Origin of the sequence: Streptomyces sp. NPDC057963 (genome assembly GCF_042887155.1) — a bacterium.
GTDB lineage: Bacteria > Actinomycetota > Actinomycetes > Streptomycetales > Streptomycetaceae > Streptomyces.
The window spans coordinates 112,459-128,519 of sequence record NZ_JBHVPX010000003.1 but is presented as its reverse complement, the minus strand read 5'-3'; the positions used below and the strand labels follow the sequence as shown (position 1 = coordinate 128,519).

Below are 16,061 nucleotides of genomic sequence, written 5' to 3'. Positions count from 1 at the left end.
CGAGCAGAACCGATTCCCGCTGAGCGCTCAGCGGGAATCGGTCGTTCTGAGCGCCGTCAGCGCGCGCCGGGCGGCTGCGGCATCCAGCAGGGGCGGCACGACGGACCGGCGTACCAGGGGGCGCGTGACCGCGTATCGCACTTCGGCGGCCGACGCACGCGGGAACAGGGACCACAGCAGCGCCACCGTCCCGGTGACGAACGGCGCGGCGGCGCTGGTACCGCTCATGGTTGCCGTACCGCCGTCATCGGCCCCCGGTCCGGTCACTCCCAGGCCCTCTATGTTCTCGCCGGGTGCGCCCAGGCCGCGCCGCCCGATGCCCGGCCCGACGTTCGACGACGGCAGGGGCCGCCCCCGGCGGTCGTACGCCACCACCGGGATCCCGTACGGGTGCCGCACGATGACGGAACCGCCGCCGACGAGTCCTTCGTTGCCCGCTGCCACGACCACGACCACCCCGAGACTCCCGGCACGGTCGAGCGCGTCGACGAGCGCGGCGGGACTTCCGATGTCCGTCCCGCCCGGCCCTTCGTTCGCTCTGTGCGGATCATGCAGGTGAGGGTCATGCAGTTCGCGCAGGGTGAGGCTCAGATTGACCACCCTGGCTCCGGCGTCGATGACCTCGTCCAGTCCGGCGGTGAGTTCGGAAAGTGCCGCAGGCGGTGCGTCGACCCCGGCCACCGGCCGCACGAGAAGGGTGCAGCCGGGACAGATCCCCGGCGTGGCCGCCGAACGCCCGGCGGCCAGCATCCCGGCGACGAATGTCCCGTGCTGCCATGCCCCGCTCCCGTGCTGTCGTATCCCGCTGCTGCTTGAGATTTCCGCCGCCGGTCCGAGAAGTCGCACCGGCTGCCCCACGAGATCCGGATGATCGAGCGCCACACCCCCGTCCACGAGACCGACCACGATCTCCGGTTTCCCGGGTCCACTCGCCATCAACGCCCGGAGTCCTACCTGGTCCAGCGGACGCATCGCCGGTGCCGACCGTCAGCAGTAGCCGACGGTGGTCGGCTTGGACGAGGTGATGCTGCCGTCGTACTGACGGCACTTCTCGACAGCAACCTTGACTCCGTCCGGATCACATGAGTATTCCGTGTAGCAGTCGGGCACGTAGGTGCACTCGGCGATATAGCGCTGTGTGCACCGCTGTTGACAAGAATTCGGATCATATGTTTTCTTGCACTGCTGATAGCAGATCACATGCGCCTCCTGCTCGCAGTCTCCATACGACGGTTGCGCCGGGAAAACACCGTAGACACTGGATTCCGCAGTGAATTGGGGGATGCTCACCGATCTCACCTCTCCCGGAGGTTTCAGCGGTATCAGAGGCTGGGTGCGAGACGGTTCCGCAGGAACGGATACATGTCCTGGGTGTCGACGAGAACGGAGAACTTGTCCGTCATGTCGGTACGGCGATCAGTGTACGAAACCGTGAACTCCATGACATGTCGCGTTTCGCCCACCGGGGACGGATGTACATCGATCGACGTCAGGGTGAAGTCATTCATAAATGACTCAAATGTCTTGATGTAAATGGCGGCATATCGGCACGCCACATAGTTCGCGGCACGGGCCTCGTGCGTTGCACCAGTGTTCTCGGCGATCTGAAGGATTTTCGTCAGCACTTCCTCCGTCGTTGCCTCGAACTGCTCGCTCGCCATGCCTTCCGGCTTCTCTATGGCGTGTACGAGTGATGCGCGATCAAAGGAATACAATTGCTCGAATCGGGCTTCGGGGAGCGGCAAGCCATTGCATTCGTCCGGCTTCAAGATCGGTCCACGCACTCCGATCACCACATCGAGGTCGAGGGGACTCGGATTCGGCCGCAGCGCTTCGATCAGTTTGTCGAAGTCCTCCGAGTGTCTGGGGGAGAGAACGTATGCCTCCACCCCTTGTATCGACAGTACGTAGGTCAACTGCCGGGCCAGATAACGGTTTTCCGGGAGCTCCAGCGCCTCGCGCATCGCCTGACTGTCCGTGAGCCCCCTGGTCTCCGTCCGGCCGAGCGCCTGCGCGAACTCCTTCTCGATGCCTCGATTCGGAAACCGGCAGTCGATCTGCCCGATGGCATACACGAAGGGGGAGTGATCGCACGGTTCCCGACCGCCGTCGACGAGTACGTCGTCTTCGCTCATTGAAGAGCTCATGGATGGCTCCTGAATTCCCGTCAAGCGCTACCCGTGCCGCTTGGAAAAGGTGACCCACTGGTTCAGCTTCTGCGCCCGCCGCCCGCACCCCCCGCACGGCGCGACCCCCACGGCCTTCGTCGCCCGCGTCACCAGCTCCCCGAGCCCGATCTCGTCCTCCCGAACAAATCCGGGCAGACGCACTCGATGTTCCGTCTTGCATCGCTTCCGGCGCTCCTCGCCCATATCGCCCATTTTCCTCTCCTCCAGCCCACCCTGCATCACGAATCTCCGCACACCGGTGACCACGAGGCATGCGCACACTGCCGGTACGGGTGTGGCCGCCATCCGGCCACTCAGAGTGCAGTGGTGAAGGCGAACGGGTGATGCGCGTTCGCTCCGGGGTTACAGGCGTACGGGGAGGGCTTTCAGATGCCAGTTGACGGGGTTGGTGCCGCGTTGCAGCTGCTCCGGGTCGGTGGCGAGTTGCAGGTCGGGGACGCGGTTGAGCAACGCGGTCAGGGCGACGGCGGTCTCCTCCTGGGCGAGGTGCGCGCCCAGACAGCGGTGGGCGCCGTGTCCGAATCCGAGGTGGGGTTCCCGGCCGCGGCGGGTGCGGCCGATGTCGAAGCGATCGGGGTCGGTGAAGGCAGCCGGGTCGCGGTTGGCCGCGGACACGATCGGAAGGACGGCTTCCCCGGCGTATACCGGGGTGCTGCCCACGGTGGTGTCGCAGGTGGCGTAGCGGGGCAGCGCGCGCACGACGGGGCCGCAGTAGCGCATGAGTTCGTCGACGGCGTGCGGCATGAGGGTGGGGTCTTCCCGCAGCAGAGCGAGTTGGCCGGGGTGGGTGAGGAGTGCTTCGGTGCCGTTGGCGATGAGGTTGACGGTGGTGATGTGTCCGGCGACAACGAGGTTGGCGATGAGTGAGACAAGCTCGTCGGTGCTCAACCGGTCGCGGTGGTGGGGGTCGAGCAGGTCGGAGATGAGATCGCTGCCGGGATGGGTGGTGTGGCGGTCGATGAGGGTGCGGGCGTCGTCGACCATTCCGGCGAGTGCTTCGCCGAGTTCGCCACCGCAGACGCCGGCGGCCAGCGTGGCGCTCCTGGCCCCCCAGCGGTCGCGGTCGGCCTCGGGGACGGCGATGAGTTCGCAGATGACGGTGATGGGCAGCGGCCGGGCGAAGTGTTCGACGAGGTCGACGATGCCGTCTTCGGCGTGCTCCGGCAGGCGGTCGAGTAGTTGGGTGGCGATGGCGTCGATCCTGGGGCGCAGCGCGGCCACGCGGCGCGGGGAGAACGCGGCGGTGACCAGGCCGCGCAGACGGCGGTGGTCGGAGCCCTCTGCGTCGAAGATTCCGGCGCGCAGGTACTTCTCGTGCTCCGGGTGCATGCCGCGGGCCTGCCAGGTCTGCGCGGTGCGGTGGGCCACCGGCGCGCCGGGGACGGTCGCCGCGTCCATGGTGAAGCGAGAGTCGCTCATGATCGTGCGGATGTCGTCGTGGCGGGTGGCCACCCACATGGGGTCGACGCCTTGTACGTGCCCGCGCACCATCTGCTCGCGTTCGCGGACGTGCGCGTAGGAGGTGAACGGATCGCGGACCAGCTCCTGATCGGCCAGGTCCAGTGGTCCGTCGTCGGTATCGGTGGTGTCCTGCTTCTCCACGGTCATGTCGGGATGCCCCTAACCGGTGGCTGTTCGGTGGCGGCATCATGGCACCCGGATCGCACTGCGCGTCCCTCTGCGGATGCCAATCCACCTGGACGAGCGCATTCTCCGCGGGGACGCCACCACCAGTTCCCGCCGCTGAACCCGCGCCCGGCGCGGCCGTCTCCGCCCCGGACGCGCAGGGGACGACCACGGGAGGTGTCTTGTCCCGGCGAGGGTGTGGGCAAGTCGCGGCAGACAGAGGGGAGTCGAGCCCGCTCCGGGCGCGCGAGGGACGCCCCTCCTCCCCGCCTTGTTACGTTCTCACCATGCGCCCATGGAGGCGCCGTCATACGGGGTCGAAACAGTGACGGTCATGAACACGAGCATGCGTGTGAACACGAACCCGAACACGAGACGGCGGGTCGTCTCCGTACTCCTCGCCCTGTCGGCCTCCGCCCTGGTCGTCCCCGGCGCGGCGGCTGCCCAGGAGCCGGTCGGTGCGATTGCCCCTACCGCACCGATCAGTTGGGGCACCTGCCCCAAGGCCGAGCCGCCCTACCCCGACCCCAGCCCGAAGGCGCAGTGCGCGACGGTCGAGGTGCCGCTGGACTGGGCGAGGCCGAAAGGCCCGAAGGTCGGCATCTTCGTCGCCCGCTACCGGGCCACCGACCCCGCGCGGCGGATCGGCGTCCTGATGTCGAACCCGGGCGGCCCCGGGGCGGCCGGGGCCGACGACGCGCTGTACGCGGACGACCCCATAGGGGGCTACTCCCCGGCCATGCTCCAGCGCTTCGACATGATCGGCTTCGACCCGCGCGGCATCGGCCGCAGCCAGAACGCCGACTGCGACGAGACGATCACCGGCTCCATCCCGGCCCGCCCCCGCAACGCGGCCGAGTTCGAGCAACTGCGCACCCTGAACGGCCGGCTGGCGGACAGCTGTCTGAAGCAGACAGGCCCCCTCGCCGCCCATATGGACGGCGAGAGCGTGGCGCGCGACATGGACGCGATCCGCGCCGCCCTCGGCGAACACAAGATCAGCTTCCTCGGCCACTCCTACGGCACATTCCTCGGCGAGCGTTACGCGCGCCTGTTCCCGGACAACCTCCGCGCGCTGGCCCTCGACAGCGCCATGGACCCGGACCGGCCGAATGCCGAGCGCTACCTCACCGACGGCAGCGTCACCATCGACAGCGCCCTGAAGCGGCTCGCGACCTGGTGCGAGAAGGACGCGGCCTGCGCACTGCACGGCCAAGACCTGACGGCCGTCACCGACGAGCTCTTCGCCCGAGCCGATGCGGGCAGACTCCGCGAGCCGGGCCCGGAGGGACCGACGAGAACCAAGGTCGATGCCGACAAGCTGTCCGACTTCCTCACCTTCGCACTCGGCAAATGGAACCCGGAGGAGGCGGCGCGGCAACTGGCCTCCCTGCGCACCGGAAAGGGTGAGGTCAACTGGGTTCCGACCGGCATAGGCAGCGACTCACAGCTCGTGCTGTGCCGGGACTACGACTTCCGGATCCGGGACTACGCCCAGTACCGGGCCATCCGCGAGCGGGTCGCCAAGGCCGCCCCACACGTCCGCTACAGCGCCCAGGCACTGGACACCGTCCTCGGCTGCCAGGGCTGGACCATGCCGCCCGAGTCGCAGCCCGCCCAGGTGAAGGGCGGCCTTCCGCCCGTCCTCGTGGCCAACGCCACCCACGACATGGCGACCCCCCTGCCGGGCGCGCGGCGTATGGCGAGCGCCTTCCCGAAGGCGTCCCTGTTCACGATGGACGTCGTGGGCCACTGGCTCTACCGCAGAGGCGGGACGGAGGAAGCGATGCGAGTGATCGACGCCTACCTGACCAGTCCGAAGGACTGAGCCGACAAGACCGGGGCCCGGGGCGGGGCGGCCACGCCATACGCCCGGTCGGAGATCATCCCGGCGATGTGTCGCCGGCGGAGGCGATGGCGAGCTCCGGCAAGTCGCCGTCGCCGCCGCCCGTCTGCCCACCCAGGAACCGGGGATGCGACAGACCGTCACCGGAAGCCGCCGGATCGCGGCCGGGTCGGCCCGGGCGCGTACGGCAACGCTACGGTGCCATCTTTCCGGGCGACAAGAACGGCCGTATACACGCCCATCCGGGCCAACCGGCCGACTCACGCGAGTTCGCGCCGGAGGAGGAACCGCTCGGCGACGTCCTCGGTGCGCCTGGCGGTCCGGTCGTACGTCCGGCCGGGCCTGTCAGCGGAACACGTGCGGCCCGGTTCCCGTCACAGGCGGGCCGCCGCCGGTTCCTGCGGGCAGAGGTAGAAGAGTTCCGGGTCGCCCTCGTCCAGGCCGTGGAGCAGGCCGACCGGGCTCCATCCCGCACGACGCAGCAGCCGCTGCATCGGCTGGTTGGACACGTTCGTCGAGGTGAACAGCTTCGGGGTGATGCGGGAGGCCGCGGCGTCCGCCAGCAGACGCGCACCCACACCTCGGCCGCGAGCGGTGTGCGCCACCATCAGCATCGTGACAAAGCCCTGCTCGAAGAACGTGTACTCCACCACGCAGTAGCCCAGGGGCCCGGACGCATCCTCAGCCATGGCCACCAGGCCCTGCCGGCACCACCGCCGGATGCTCGTGCCCCGCTCGTCGTCGGCCTCCGCCGCGACCGAGTCGATCCCGACCAGTGCGTCCGCATCCGACTCGGTCGCGCGACGCACGGCGAACTCCTCAAGATCCTCTGCGTCCATGACGCCCATGCTCTCAGCCCACCTCACCTCCTCACCAATCCGGTCGGTTGTCGCGGACCACGTCGTGGGTGCTGCAACGACAGGTCGCGATGCTCGCGGCTGGGTGGCTGCCCGACATCGACAGTGGCAGTGGCGGGCGCGGGCATGGTGCCGGTGGCGCCCCTGCGACCGGTGGGGCCGTGGCACGCTGCGGTGCTTGGGCGGCGATTCCCTCTTCGCTCTGCCGAACCGGACCAGGTGTCGGCCGTCCGACGGGCGGGCGCTGCGGTCCGATGGGCGGACCCTGCGGTCACTTTCCACGCCGCAAGCCCTTCCCCTGTTCGGGCCGTGGCACGTGGGACCAAATGATGGACGGATTGCTCCACTTGCGGCAAGGCATCAACGGTCTCACCATGGAGAAAGAGTCCCGGATCCGGTTGTCAACGACGGCGAAGCGGTCGGGTGGCTGGGGGCCTGTCGTTGCGATGTGCCGCCGTCATATCGGCACATGGACGTCCACGAGGGGCAGTTGAGGGACGGCGTCCCCGGAATTCATCGAAGCCAGAAGCCGGGGGAGTGCCTGGATTGCGCACGGAGATCCTGTTTCTTCTGGATCTGTAGCTGCGCCGGCAGAAAGAGGCACTGCACGGGCATCGCATTCGAACATGCACGGGCATCGCATTTCGGGGGCGGAGGTCTGGAGAAATAGATCATGCCTGATGAGACGGGACCCGGCAGGGACGGACCCGACGAGGAACCCGTCACCGGAGAGGCCGGAACATCTGGTGGCGACGAGGGCATCGGCTCACGGTTCCGTTCCCCTGACGCGACGGTCCGCGAAGAAGGAGCAGTCATCGGCGAGGAACCCGAAACCTTCGCAGTGATGCCGCCCTTCGGCGCAGTGGACCCGAGGCTGCTCGAAGCCAAAGCCGCGATCGAGCAGGCTCTCGCACAGCAGGTGGTGACACGGAACGGCGCGCCCAGGACGGCTTCGTCCCTCCACGGCACCGACAACATCCAAGGAGCAGGTATCGGTAGTTCCGGGGCACGTGTCGCGCCGCCCGGAACACCGACGCTGACCATCTACGTGGCCGATGCGATCTCTCCGGACCAGGCGAAGTCGTTGCTCGTGGACGCGTTGGGCGTCCGGGCGGCCACAGTGGAGGACCTGCCCGTCGACGTCATCGTGACAGGAACCATCGAAACGCTGGCCCAGACCTTCCGGTTGAGGCCGGCTTCCGGGGGCACATCGGTTTCCCCCGACGACCTCATCGTGTCGACCGGTTCCTTTGGCTGCCTCGCTTACGGGCGCACGCCACCGAGGGACGGGCGGGCTCTGATGCTCAGCTGCAACCATGTACTGGCGAGCTCGAACGGTGGCAGCATCGGCGAGTGTATTAGCCAGCCGGGCCTGGAGGACAACGGTTCTTGTCCGTCCGACGAGATAGCGGTGCTGGAGCGCTTCTACCCCATCGATTTCTCGGGGGCCGTGAACTACGTGGATTGTGCCACCGGATGGTGCTTCCCCGACCGAGTACGGCCGGAACTCCTCTACATGACTCCCACCGGGCCGTCGTACTTCCGCATGAGTAATACCACGGTGCAGCCGGTCTGCAATATGGCAGTGGGAATGACCGGCCGCCTCTCCGGAATGACCCTGGGCTCTGTGAACTGCCTGTACAACTCGTGCGTGGTCGGCTTTCCGGACGGAAGCTCCGCGCTCTTCCAGGACCAGATCGGCATTCAGAGCTCCGCGGGTAGCAACTTCGCCGTTCAAGGAGACTCGGGGGCCGTGGTCTGGACCTGGGACAGCAGCATCAGCCCGATCGGCTTGCTCTTCGCGGGGAGCGGTAGCTCCGGCATCGTGTTCGCCAACAAGATCGACCGCGTGCTTTCAGCCCTTGACATCTTTCTGTACACCTGACTTCGACTGACTTCGACGCAGAGGGGCGGAGGCGCTACCGGGAGTGGGTCCGGAACCACTCGACGGTCCGTTCCCGGCCCTCGCGCAGGGGGCGAGGACTTCTGCCCGCTTGTCTACCAGTGCCGTCTGCCACTGTGCACGAGCACCGCCAGCCACCTTGCCGACGTGCTGCGCCGTCACCTGAAGGCGATACGGTCCAGGTGGCGGGCCCTGCCGCCCGCCACGATCAGGTCCTGGCTCACCTGCGCGCCGCCGGCCTCGGGGGCCCTCGCGGACCTCGGCTTCCGCGGCCTGGACAACGACGTACGTGACCCCGTGATCGTTACCGTTTACCGCGCCCCGCGCCCGCAAGCTCACACCCGGCCAGAAGGACGCCAACCGCGTCCTTGCCCCGGACGCGCACCAGCCGAACACGGCTTCGCCCACCTCAAGAACTGGCGGACCCTCACCAAACTCCGCACCGACCCCGCTCGTGCCACCCGCTTCCTGCGCGCTCTGCCGGCCCCGACGGACCTTGAAGTCAGCCGCTGACTGTCTTCGAGGGGTGGAGCGCGCTCCAGGCAGGAAGGGGAGTCAGCTCCACTGCCGATATGGGCTCTGGCTCGATTCCTCGCTGCTGCGCGGATCCGTAGGTTTCACGTCATGACGCTTTCAACCAGGCACTTACCGCTCGTCAACCGGCGACGTGGGCTGTTCATCTTCCTCGGTGTCGCATACATCGGTATGTGGGCGGCCATGTCGCCACTCCTGGCCAGCGGTTACCAGCGCGGTGACGCACGCGAGGAGACCGGTGCACTGGAACAGGTGTGCATCGCGGCCGCGATGTTGGCGCCTGCCCTCGCCGCAATCCTCGTCGTCCGCTGGGTCGAGCGCAGCGGCCGGGTGCGGGACACGCTCGCCCTGCGCTGGACGAAGCCCTGGGGGCGTGCCGCACGGGCGTGCCTGATGGCTTTCGTCGTCCCCGCCGGCCTCACCACGGCTGCTCTTGTCATCAGCACCGTCGCCGGCCGCTACCCGTTCGGTGGAGTGCACTGGACCGGGCTCGGCGCGTGGGCGGCCGCAGCGGTGCTGAACATGCTGGTGTCGCTTCCGCTGTTCTTCGGCGAGGAACTGGGCTGGCAGGGCTACCTTTTCCCGCGCCTCGCACAGGACGGTGACCGCCGGAGCCTGATACGGGCGTACGCGATCACCGGCGCGGCCTTCGCCCTGTGGCACCTGCCCACGCTGCTGATGGGCGGCCAGTACCCGGGGCGGCCCTGGTATGTGTCGGTGCCCGCCATGCTGGTGAGCTGCCTCCTCATCCTGCCCGTCTTCACCTGGCTGCGGCTGCGCTCCGACTCGGTCGTACCCGCCGTCATCGGCCATGCGTTCGTGAGTTCGGTGAGTGTCGGTATGGTCACGGAGTTCGCCGATTCCAAGGCGGCGCTGGATCCCCTGCACATGAGCATGGCCGGATGGCCCGGCTGGATCGCCACAGGCGCGTTCGTCGCCTTCCTGGCGCTGACCGGCCGACTCCAGCCGTCCTTCTACGCGGCCCGGACCGTCCCTCACCCCGCATCGGCCCGCAGACCGTGAGTGCGTGTGCTGCGGGGCCGACCCCGGTCCGAGCCACCAAGGCCCGGGCAAGGCGGTGCGGGCTGAGAGTCCACGGCCAGGTGCTCATCCACATGGCGTGAACCCGTTGACGTACGCCCCACGCACCGCACCCGTCCAGGGGCGGAGCCACGCAAACGGACATGGGTGTTCCCATCCTGAACGTCCATGTCGAAAACACGCTGGCAAACGATCTACTCCGCAGACTGCCGCCCACGACCAGCGCGAGTACTCCGGAAGATCGTCACACCAGCCCTTTGACCTGTGACTTCAAGTTGGCGGGGGCTCAGTGCGGTGCGGCGCAATTCTTCGGGGGGAGATGGACACAGAATGGGTTTGGCGAAGGCGGCAGGCGGCGCGAAACTGTCGACCGTACGGTTGACGGAACTCCTGCGGCACGCGCGTGTCGGGGCCGACGGAGCGGAGGCGGCGGCGCGCCGCACCACGACCTGGCTGGCCCGGACACTCGGGGGCACCACCGAGGTCGTCCGCGCCGGCGAGGCGGACCGCAGACCCGAGGTGCGGGCTGTGGTCAAGGGGGAATTGGGGTCGGCCGTGGTTTCCGGACCGGAAGGCCACACCCGGGTGGTTGCCTTGGGCGGTGAGCCACCGTACCGCGTCCTCGTCATCACCCGGTCCTGCCCGTTGGACGGGGAGGATGCTGCGCTGGCGGGCCATGCCGCAGTAGTCCTCGACTTGGTGCTGCGAGTGGCGGAGGCCGAAGCGGAGCGACGGGAATGGGAGGTGCGTTCGCTCCAGTTGCGCTCCGCTGTGCTGCAGTTGCTGATGGGCGGGGACGTGGTCCTGGCCCAGCGCACTGCGGCCGGGATGAATCCGGGACTGCTGGACGCGGACTGGGCCTGGATGGCCCTGCTGGAGATGCCGGTGGCCGAACGGGCCCGGGTTGCCAGCGACTGTGCGGAGTTGACCGCCGACCGGGCCCTCGTAGTCCCGTGTCCCGCTTTCGACAACCATGTGATCGTGGTGGTGCCCGTCGCTGATATGAGGGCTCCCGACTGCGTTGGACGCGACTTGTCCGACTACGTCGTCCGCCATCCGCGGGTGATCCTGGGACGCAGCCACCACCACGCGCTGGCGCACGTGGCGACGGCCTACGACGACGCCTACCGCAACCTGGTTGCCGCCCGGCACCTGCCCGCCCGCCGCGCGGGCCACACTGCCCGTACGGAGCCGATGGATCTGCTGCCCACTGCCGAGGCAGCACGCTGGGCATCGCACCTGCTGCGGCCGCTGGACGCACTGCCGGAGCGGGCCAGGGCCCAGATGCTGTCGACGATGGGCCTGGCGCTGAGATTCACCGCCGTGCGGACAGCGAAGATCATGGGGGTCAGCCGCAACACCGTCCGGTCGCGAATGGAGCGGGCAGGTGAACTCCTGGGCGTGAACCCGCACGACGTACATGTACGCACCGCTCTGTATGTTGCCCTGCAACTGGGGGACCGGCCCACCGCACCGGGATGCTGCGGCCCGGTCCCGGACCTGCCGGCGCTGATAGGGACGGATACCGGACGGGCGTGGGCCCGGGACTTCCTGGGCCCGCTCGACACCGACGCCCGCGACTTGCACCGGACGCTCAGAGCCTGGATCTGCGCCGACTGCGGGGTCGAGGCGACTGCGGGGAGGCTCGGCCTCCACCCCCAGACGGTCCGCGAGCACCTGCGGAGCGCCGAGGCATTGCTGGGGAGGGAGCTGACGGCGGGCGGCCCGGACGTGTACGAGGCCGTGCTGGCCTTCCTCGCTCTGGAGAGCCCGACCGTGCATGCGTAACTGTCGCCTGCCCGGCAACCGTGCACCGATGAGATACCGGAGGGAAGGCGTTCGTTCATAGGTTGAGCTCGTCGAGGCCGGCGCCGGCCGGCTCGCCGAACGGAGGAACGAACATGAAGAAGAATCGATTCGCCCGACTCGGCCTGATGGCCTCCACCATGGCCGCTGTGACCATCGGGATCGTTGCCTCGCCTGCGAGCGCGGCGAGTGCGACCTGCGAGAGCTGGGGCGGCAACGTGTGCACCAGCGGCAGCATCCCGGCCAACGGCAACCACCAGGTCTGCTTCGGCGGCACGCACAAGGCCCTCAGCTACTGGGGCCGGGCCGAGCTGTGGGACGCCGACACGGGCGTGATGGTCGGCTCCATCGCCACCAACGCATATCGCTACCAGCAGACCTGCGTGGGCGGCCTGTACGGGCAGCACTACTACGAGCGGGGTACCGGCGGCGACTTCAAGGGCGACGTCTGGAACGACTGATCCCGCATAACCACGAGGGCCTGTATCGGGTGGCAGAAGTCTGCTCGGTACGGGCCTTCGGGCTGCCATCCGTAACGGCGTGGCCGCATGCCCTTCGGCAGGACCCGGGCCGGTCCTGAGTACGACAGGACGGAAACGGCGCCCCACCGGGACCCGGATCCTGCGAGCGGACTCGCAGTTCTGCAACGCCGGGGTCATCGCGGCCTGCCGCCGGGCCGGAGCCCACTTCTCGATCACCACCGGCATGAACCCCTCCATCAAACGAGCCGTCCACAGCATTCCCGAGGACGCCTGGCAACCCATCACCTACCCGACCGCGGTGCCCGCCCCGAGACCGGTGAACTCATCTCGGACGCCGAAGTCGCCGAGACACCCCAGTACACCGCCTTCGCGAGCCGAGGGAAAGCGGAGCGGGTCACCGCCCGGCTGATCGTGCGACGGGTCCGTGACCTGGACACACCTCTTCGACACCGTCCACGACCCACCCGCACCCGCCTGACCGTCCCTGACCAACCCGCCCGCCAGAGGCTCGACCGGAACCGAACCCGTGGAAAAGCTGGGCAGACCAGCGGAAACAACCTGCCCACCCACGACCACCGACCGAAACCCACTCACCAAACAATCAAGAAATCACCTTCACAGCACGTCGGTGGATCGAGGCTTAGGCTGCCACTCGGCACCGGCCTCGACCCAGGAGCGCACCTCATGTCCGACCCCGTCCACAAGCACCCGTATCCCGACGCCCTGCGCCCGGACGAAGCACCTGCGCCGCATGCACTGCTCGTGCCGCTGATCGGGTTCCTGGGCACCTGGGCCGGCCGGGGCCGCGGCGGGTACCCGACGCTCGCCGAGGAATTCGTGTACGCGCAGGAGGTCACCTTCAGCCACGACGGGCGGCCTTTCCTCCACTACGAGGCGCGCGCCTGGCTCCTCGACGCGGACGGTGAACCGCTGCGCCCGTCGGCTCGGGAGAGCGGCTGGTGGCGGATGCAGCCGGACGGGGGCGTGGAGGCATTGATCACTCAGCCCACCGGTGTCGCGGAGATCCTGACCGGCCGTGCGAGCAACGGCGCGGTCGACCTCACCACCCATCAGGTCGCTCTCACTCCCACCGCCAAGGAGGTCAGCGCCACCCGCCGCCGCTACACCCTGACGGACGACGACACGCTCGACTTCGTCCACGACCTCGCGGCGGTCGGCCGGCCGCTGCAACACCACCTGTCGGTACAGCTTCGGCGCGGGCGCGGAGACTGACCGGTCGAATCGGAACGAGGCCGGGAGCCGCCTCAAGCAGACGATGGCGGGGGCGAGTCGGAGTAGGTCGGGGCCGAGGCCGGTGAGGTGTTCCGGTGTACCGGGGGTGGCTCACTGCTCGTCCTCGCCGGTCCCGACCGGGCCGGCTGTCCGCACCGGAAAGAGCGCGGACCAGCAGGCTTCCACCTCTCGCTGCTCCTTGCCCCGCCGCAGCCACGCCTGGACGGCCAGGGACACCACGGCGGTGGTGCCCGCGACCGCCACCAGCGCGACCGCGGCCGGGGCGACCGGCACGAGCAGCAGGAGCATGGTGAGGGTCGCCGATCCCCACCCGGCCAGCACCGCGGCCGCGGCCAGACGCCGGGAGCGAGGCCGGTCGCGGCCCGCCCGCAAGTCGACATAGGCAGGCAGGTACCAGACGTTGCCTGATGCGAAGAACGCGACGACACCGACCGCCAGAACACCGTGGGACATCGGACAGCACTCTCCTGAAGGTGGGGTTTGCGGGGGAGACGGAGGGGTCAGTGCGGTACGGCGGGTTCGAGTTCGAGCGCGGCGATCTCCGGATGGTGCAGGTCGAAGGCCGGGGACTCGCTGCGGATGCGGGGGAGGGCGACGAAGTTGTGCCGCGGCGGAGGACAGGACGTGGCCCATTCGAGGGAGCGGCCATATCCCCAGGGGTCGTCGACGGTGACCTTCCTGCCGTACTGGCTGGTCTTCCAGACGTTGTAGAAGAAGGGCAGGAACGACAGTCCGAGAAGGAATGAGCCGATGGTGGAAAGGGTGTTGAGGGCGGTGAAACCGTCAGCGGCGAGATAGTCGGCATACCGGCGCGGCATTCCCTCGGCCCCGAGCCAGTGCTGCACGAGGAACGTGAGGTGGAAGCCGACCGTCAGCACCCAGAACGTGATCTTGCCCAGGCGCTCGTCGAGCATCTTGCCGGTGAACTTCGGCCACCAGAAGTGGAATCCGGCGAACATCGCGTACACCACCGTGCCGAAGAGCGTGTAGTGGAAGTGGGCGACCACGAAGTACGAGTCGGAGACATGGAAGTCCAGGGGCGGTGAGGCCAGGATGACTCCCGTCAGTCCACCGAAGACGAAAGTGATCAGGAATCCGGTGGTCCACAGCATCGGCGCCTCGAAGGACAGCGATCCCTTCCACATCGTGCCGATCCAGTTGAAGAACTTCACTCCCGTCGGCACGGCGATCAGGAAGGTCATGAAGGCGAAGAAGGGCAGGAGCACACCACCGGTGACATACATGTGGTGGGCCCAGACGGTGACGGACAGCCCGGCGATGGCGATCGTCGCGGCGACGAGACCGATATAGCCGAACATCGGCTTCCGGGAGAAGACCGGAACGATCTCGGAAACGATGCCGAAGAACGGCAGAGCCAGTACATAGACCTCTGGGTGACCGAAGAACCAGAAGAGGTGCTGCCACAGAAGCGCGCCCCCATTGGCGGGGTCGAAGATGTGCGAGCCGAACTTGCGGTCCATCTCCAGCGCGAAGAGCGCCGCGGCGAGGACAGGGAAGACCAGGAGGATGAGTACAGCGGTCAGCAGCACGTTCCAGGTGAAGATGGACATGCGGAACATGGTCATTCCCGGGGCGCGCATGCAGATGATCGTGGTGATGAAGTTCACCGCTCCGAGAATGGAACCGAAGCCGGAAAGCGCCACGCCCATGATCCACATGTCGGCACCGATGCCCGGGGAATGCGTGGCGTCGGACAGCGGCGCATAGGCGAACCACCCGAAGTCTGCGGCGCCCTGGGGAGTGAGGAAACCCGCGGCGGCGATCAGGGAACCGAAGAGGAACAACCAGTACGCCAGCATGTTCAGCCGCGGAAACGCCACATCGGGCGCACCTATCTGAAGCGGCATGAGCCAATTGGCGAATCCCGTGAACAGTGGCATCGCGAACAGCAGCAGCATCACCGACCCATGCATGGTGAATGCCTGATTGAACTGCTCGTTGGAGATGATCTGCGTCCCGGGACGGGCGAGCTCGGCACGCATCACGAGTGCCATCGCGCCGCCGATCAGGAAGAAGACGAAGGCGGTGACGAGATAGAGCGTGCCGATCTGCTTGTGGTCGGTCGTGGTGAGCCACGAGACGACGATCCGCCCGCGGGACGAACGGCCCGGCAGCCCGGTGCCGGGTTGCGTCGCCCTCTCCTCCGCGCCGGCCGGAGAGGCCGGGCGACCGTTCCTGGTGGAGTGCGCGTCGGCGGCCGCGGCCCCGGGGTCGGGGGGCTTGGGCCCCTGCGCGGGGGCGGCCTGATTGCCGTGCGATTCCATTGCGTCCACCGGACCGTGTCCTCCAGCTCTTGCGGTTCTTCGGGCACTCCCCGGCCGCACGGGCGGATCCGGGGAGCGGTCGGGAAGGTCCGGCGGATCACGAGGGGACGGACCGGACCTTCCCGGCCGCACCATGCTCGCCGTGGCCCTCGAAGCCCTCCAGGGACCGACAGGCACCTTCCGCGGGGCCGAACGGCCCTACTGCCGGTCCCTCAGGCAGCCGACCGGCCCGATCCGG

At 68.1% G+C, this 16,061-nt stretch carries 13 protein-coding genes; 6 read left to right on the top strand and 7 right to left on the bottom strand.

All coding sequences use genetic code 11. The annotated features are described in order from the left end of the window. Positions 1-27: 27 nt before the first annotated feature. The 4 genes from ACFVT1_RS07725 to ACFVT1_RS07710 form a co-directional block, all read right to left on the bottom strand. Entirely contained in the window at positions 28-936 is a 909-nt protein-coding gene (locus ACFVT1_RS07725; protein WP_389793466.1) for a S8 family serine peptidase, read from the bottom strand. A 51-nt stretch (positions 937-987) separates the two neighbouring features. Then, entirely contained in the window at positions 988-1,290 is a 303-nt protein-coding gene (locus tag ACFVT1_RS07720; RefSeq protein ID WP_389793465.1) for a hypothetical protein, read from the bottom strand. A 32-nt stretch (positions 1,291-1,322) separates the two neighbouring features. Then, entirely contained in the window at positions 1,323-2,135 is an 813-nt protein-coding gene (locus tag ACFVT1_RS07715) for a hypothetical protein (protein ID WP_389793464.1), read from the bottom strand. A gap of 396 nt (positions 2,136-2,531) precedes the next feature. Then, the gene (locus ACFVT1_RS07710) at positions 2,532-3,797 is read right to left on the bottom strand and encodes a cytochrome P450 (RefSeq protein ID WP_389793463.1); all 1,266 of its coding nucleotides are present in this window, start codon (positions 3,795-3,797) and stop codon (positions 2,532-2,534) included. A 352-nt stretch (positions 3,798-4,149) separates the two neighbouring features. Here ACFVT1_RS07710 and ACFVT1_RS07705 point away from each other — a divergent pair, with 352 nt between their 5' ends. Then, complete coding sequence (locus ACFVT1_RS07705; protein ID WP_389793461.1) at positions 4,150-5,643, top strand: alpha/beta hydrolase; 1,494 nt, start codon at positions 4,150-4,152, stop codon at positions 5,641-5,643. A gap of 392 nt (positions 5,644-6,035) precedes the next feature. On the opposite strand, the gene ACFVT1_RS07700 is transcribed toward ACFVT1_RS07705, so the two are convergent. Then, positions 6,036-6,500, bottom strand: coding sequence for a GNAT family N-acetyltransferase (locus ACFVT1_RS07700; protein WP_389793460.1), 465 nt, complete (start codon positions 6,498-6,500; stop codon positions 6,036-6,038). A 691-nt stretch (positions 6,501-7,191) separates the two neighbouring features. On the opposite strand from ACFVT1_RS07700, the gene ACFVT1_RS07695 reads away from it, so the two are divergent. From ACFVT1_RS07695 to ACFVT1_RS07675, 5 genes are all read left to right on the top strand, one after another. Next, positions 7,192-8,403 (top strand): hypothetical protein, encoded by a 1,212-nt coding sequence (locus ACFVT1_RS07695; RefSeq protein WP_389793459.1) that lies wholly within the window; start codon positions 7,192-7,194, stop codon positions 8,401-8,403. 642 nt (positions 8,404-9,045) lie between these two features. After that, on the top strand, positions 9,046-9,978 hold the full coding sequence (locus ACFVT1_RS07690) for a CPBP family intramembrane glutamic endopeptidase (protein ID WP_389793458.1): 933 nt from the start codon (positions 9,046-9,048) through the stop codon (positions 9,976-9,978). Between the two features lie 348 nt (positions 9,979-10,326). Next, positions 10,327-11,784, top strand: coding sequence for a helix-turn-helix domain-containing protein (locus ACFVT1_RS07685; protein ID WP_389793457.1), 1,458 nt, complete (start codon positions 10,327-10,329; stop codon positions 11,782-11,784). A 113-nt stretch (positions 11,785-11,897) separates the two neighbouring features. Next, entirely contained in the window at positions 11,898-12,263 is a 366-nt protein-coding gene (locus ACFVT1_RS07680; RefSeq protein WP_389793456.1) for a hypothetical protein, read from the top strand. A 705-nt stretch (positions 12,264-12,968) separates the two neighbouring features. After that, positions 12,969-13,517, top strand: a complete 549-nt coding sequence (locus tag ACFVT1_RS07675; protein WP_389793455.1) for an FABP family protein — start codon at positions 12,969-12,971, stop codon at positions 13,515-13,517. Between the two features lie 111 nt (positions 13,518-13,628). On the opposite strand, the gene ACFVT1_RS07670 is transcribed toward ACFVT1_RS07675, so the two are convergent. Both ACFVT1_RS07670 and ctaD read right to left on the bottom strand, forming a co-directional pair. Beyond that, positions 13,629-13,991 (bottom strand): hypothetical protein, encoded by a 363-nt coding sequence (locus tag ACFVT1_RS07670; RefSeq protein ID WP_389793454.1) that lies wholly within the window; start codon positions 13,989-13,991, stop codon positions 13,629-13,631. A gap of 47 nt (positions 13,992-14,038) precedes the next feature. Further along, positions 14,039-15,832 carry a cytochrome c oxidase subunit I gene (gene ctaD / locus ACFVT1_RS07665; RefSeq protein ID WP_389793453.1) on the bottom strand — a complete coding sequence of 598 codons (1,794 nt, stop codon included), beginning with the start codon at positions 15,830-15,832 and terminating at the stop codon, positions 14,039-14,041. Positions 15,833-16,061: the final 229 nt, after the last annotated feature.

What these genes read in the sequence shown, in the direction of transcription:
- ACFVT1_RS07680 (WP_389793456.1), top strand. Translation starts at nt 11,898, where the DNA reads ATGAAGAAGAATCGATTCGCCCGACTCGGCCTGATGGCCTCCACCATG.
- ACFVT1_RS07690 (WP_389793458.1), top strand. Translation starts at nt 9,046, where the DNA reads ATGACGCTTTCAACCAGGCACTTACCGCTCGTCAACCGGCGACGTGGG.
- ACFVT1_RS07695 (WP_389793459.1), top strand. Translation starts at nt 7,192, where the DNA reads ATGCCTGATGAGACGGGACCCGGCAGGGACGGACCCGACGAGGAACCC.
- ACFVT1_RS07670 (WP_389793454.1), bottom strand. Translation starts at nt 13,991, where the DNA reads ATGTCCCACGGTGTTCTGGCGGTCGGTGTCGTCGCGTTCTTCGCATCA.
- ACFVT1_RS07725 (WP_389793466.1), bottom strand. Translation starts at nt 936, where the DNA reads ATGGCGAGTGGACCCGGGAAACCGGAGATCGTGGTCGGTCTCGTGGAC.
- ACFVT1_RS07710 (WP_389793463.1), bottom strand. Translation starts at nt 3,797, where the DNA reads ATGACCGTGGAGAAGCAGGACACCACCGATACCGACGACGGACCACTG.
- ACFVT1_RS07705 (WP_389793461.1), top strand. Translation starts at nt 4,150, where the DNA reads ATGAACACGAGCATGCGTGTGAACACGAACCCGAACACGAGACGGCGG.
- ACFVT1_RS07675 (WP_389793455.1), top strand. Translation starts at nt 12,969, where the DNA reads ATGTCCGACCCCGTCCACAAGCACCCGTATCCCGACGCCCTGCGCCCG.
- ACFVT1_RS07715 (WP_389793464.1), bottom strand. Translation starts at nt 2,135, where the DNA reads ATGAGCGAAGACGACGTACTCGTCGACGGCGGTCGGGAACCGTGCGAT.
- ACFVT1_RS07700 (WP_389793460.1), bottom strand. Translation starts at nt 6,500, where the DNA reads ATGGACGCAGAGGATCTTGAGGAGTTCGCCGTGCGTCGCGCGACCGAG.
- ACFVT1_RS07685 (WP_389793457.1), top strand. Translation starts at nt 10,327, where the DNA reads ATGGGTTTGGCGAAGGCGGCAGGCGGCGCGAAACTGTCGACCGTACGG.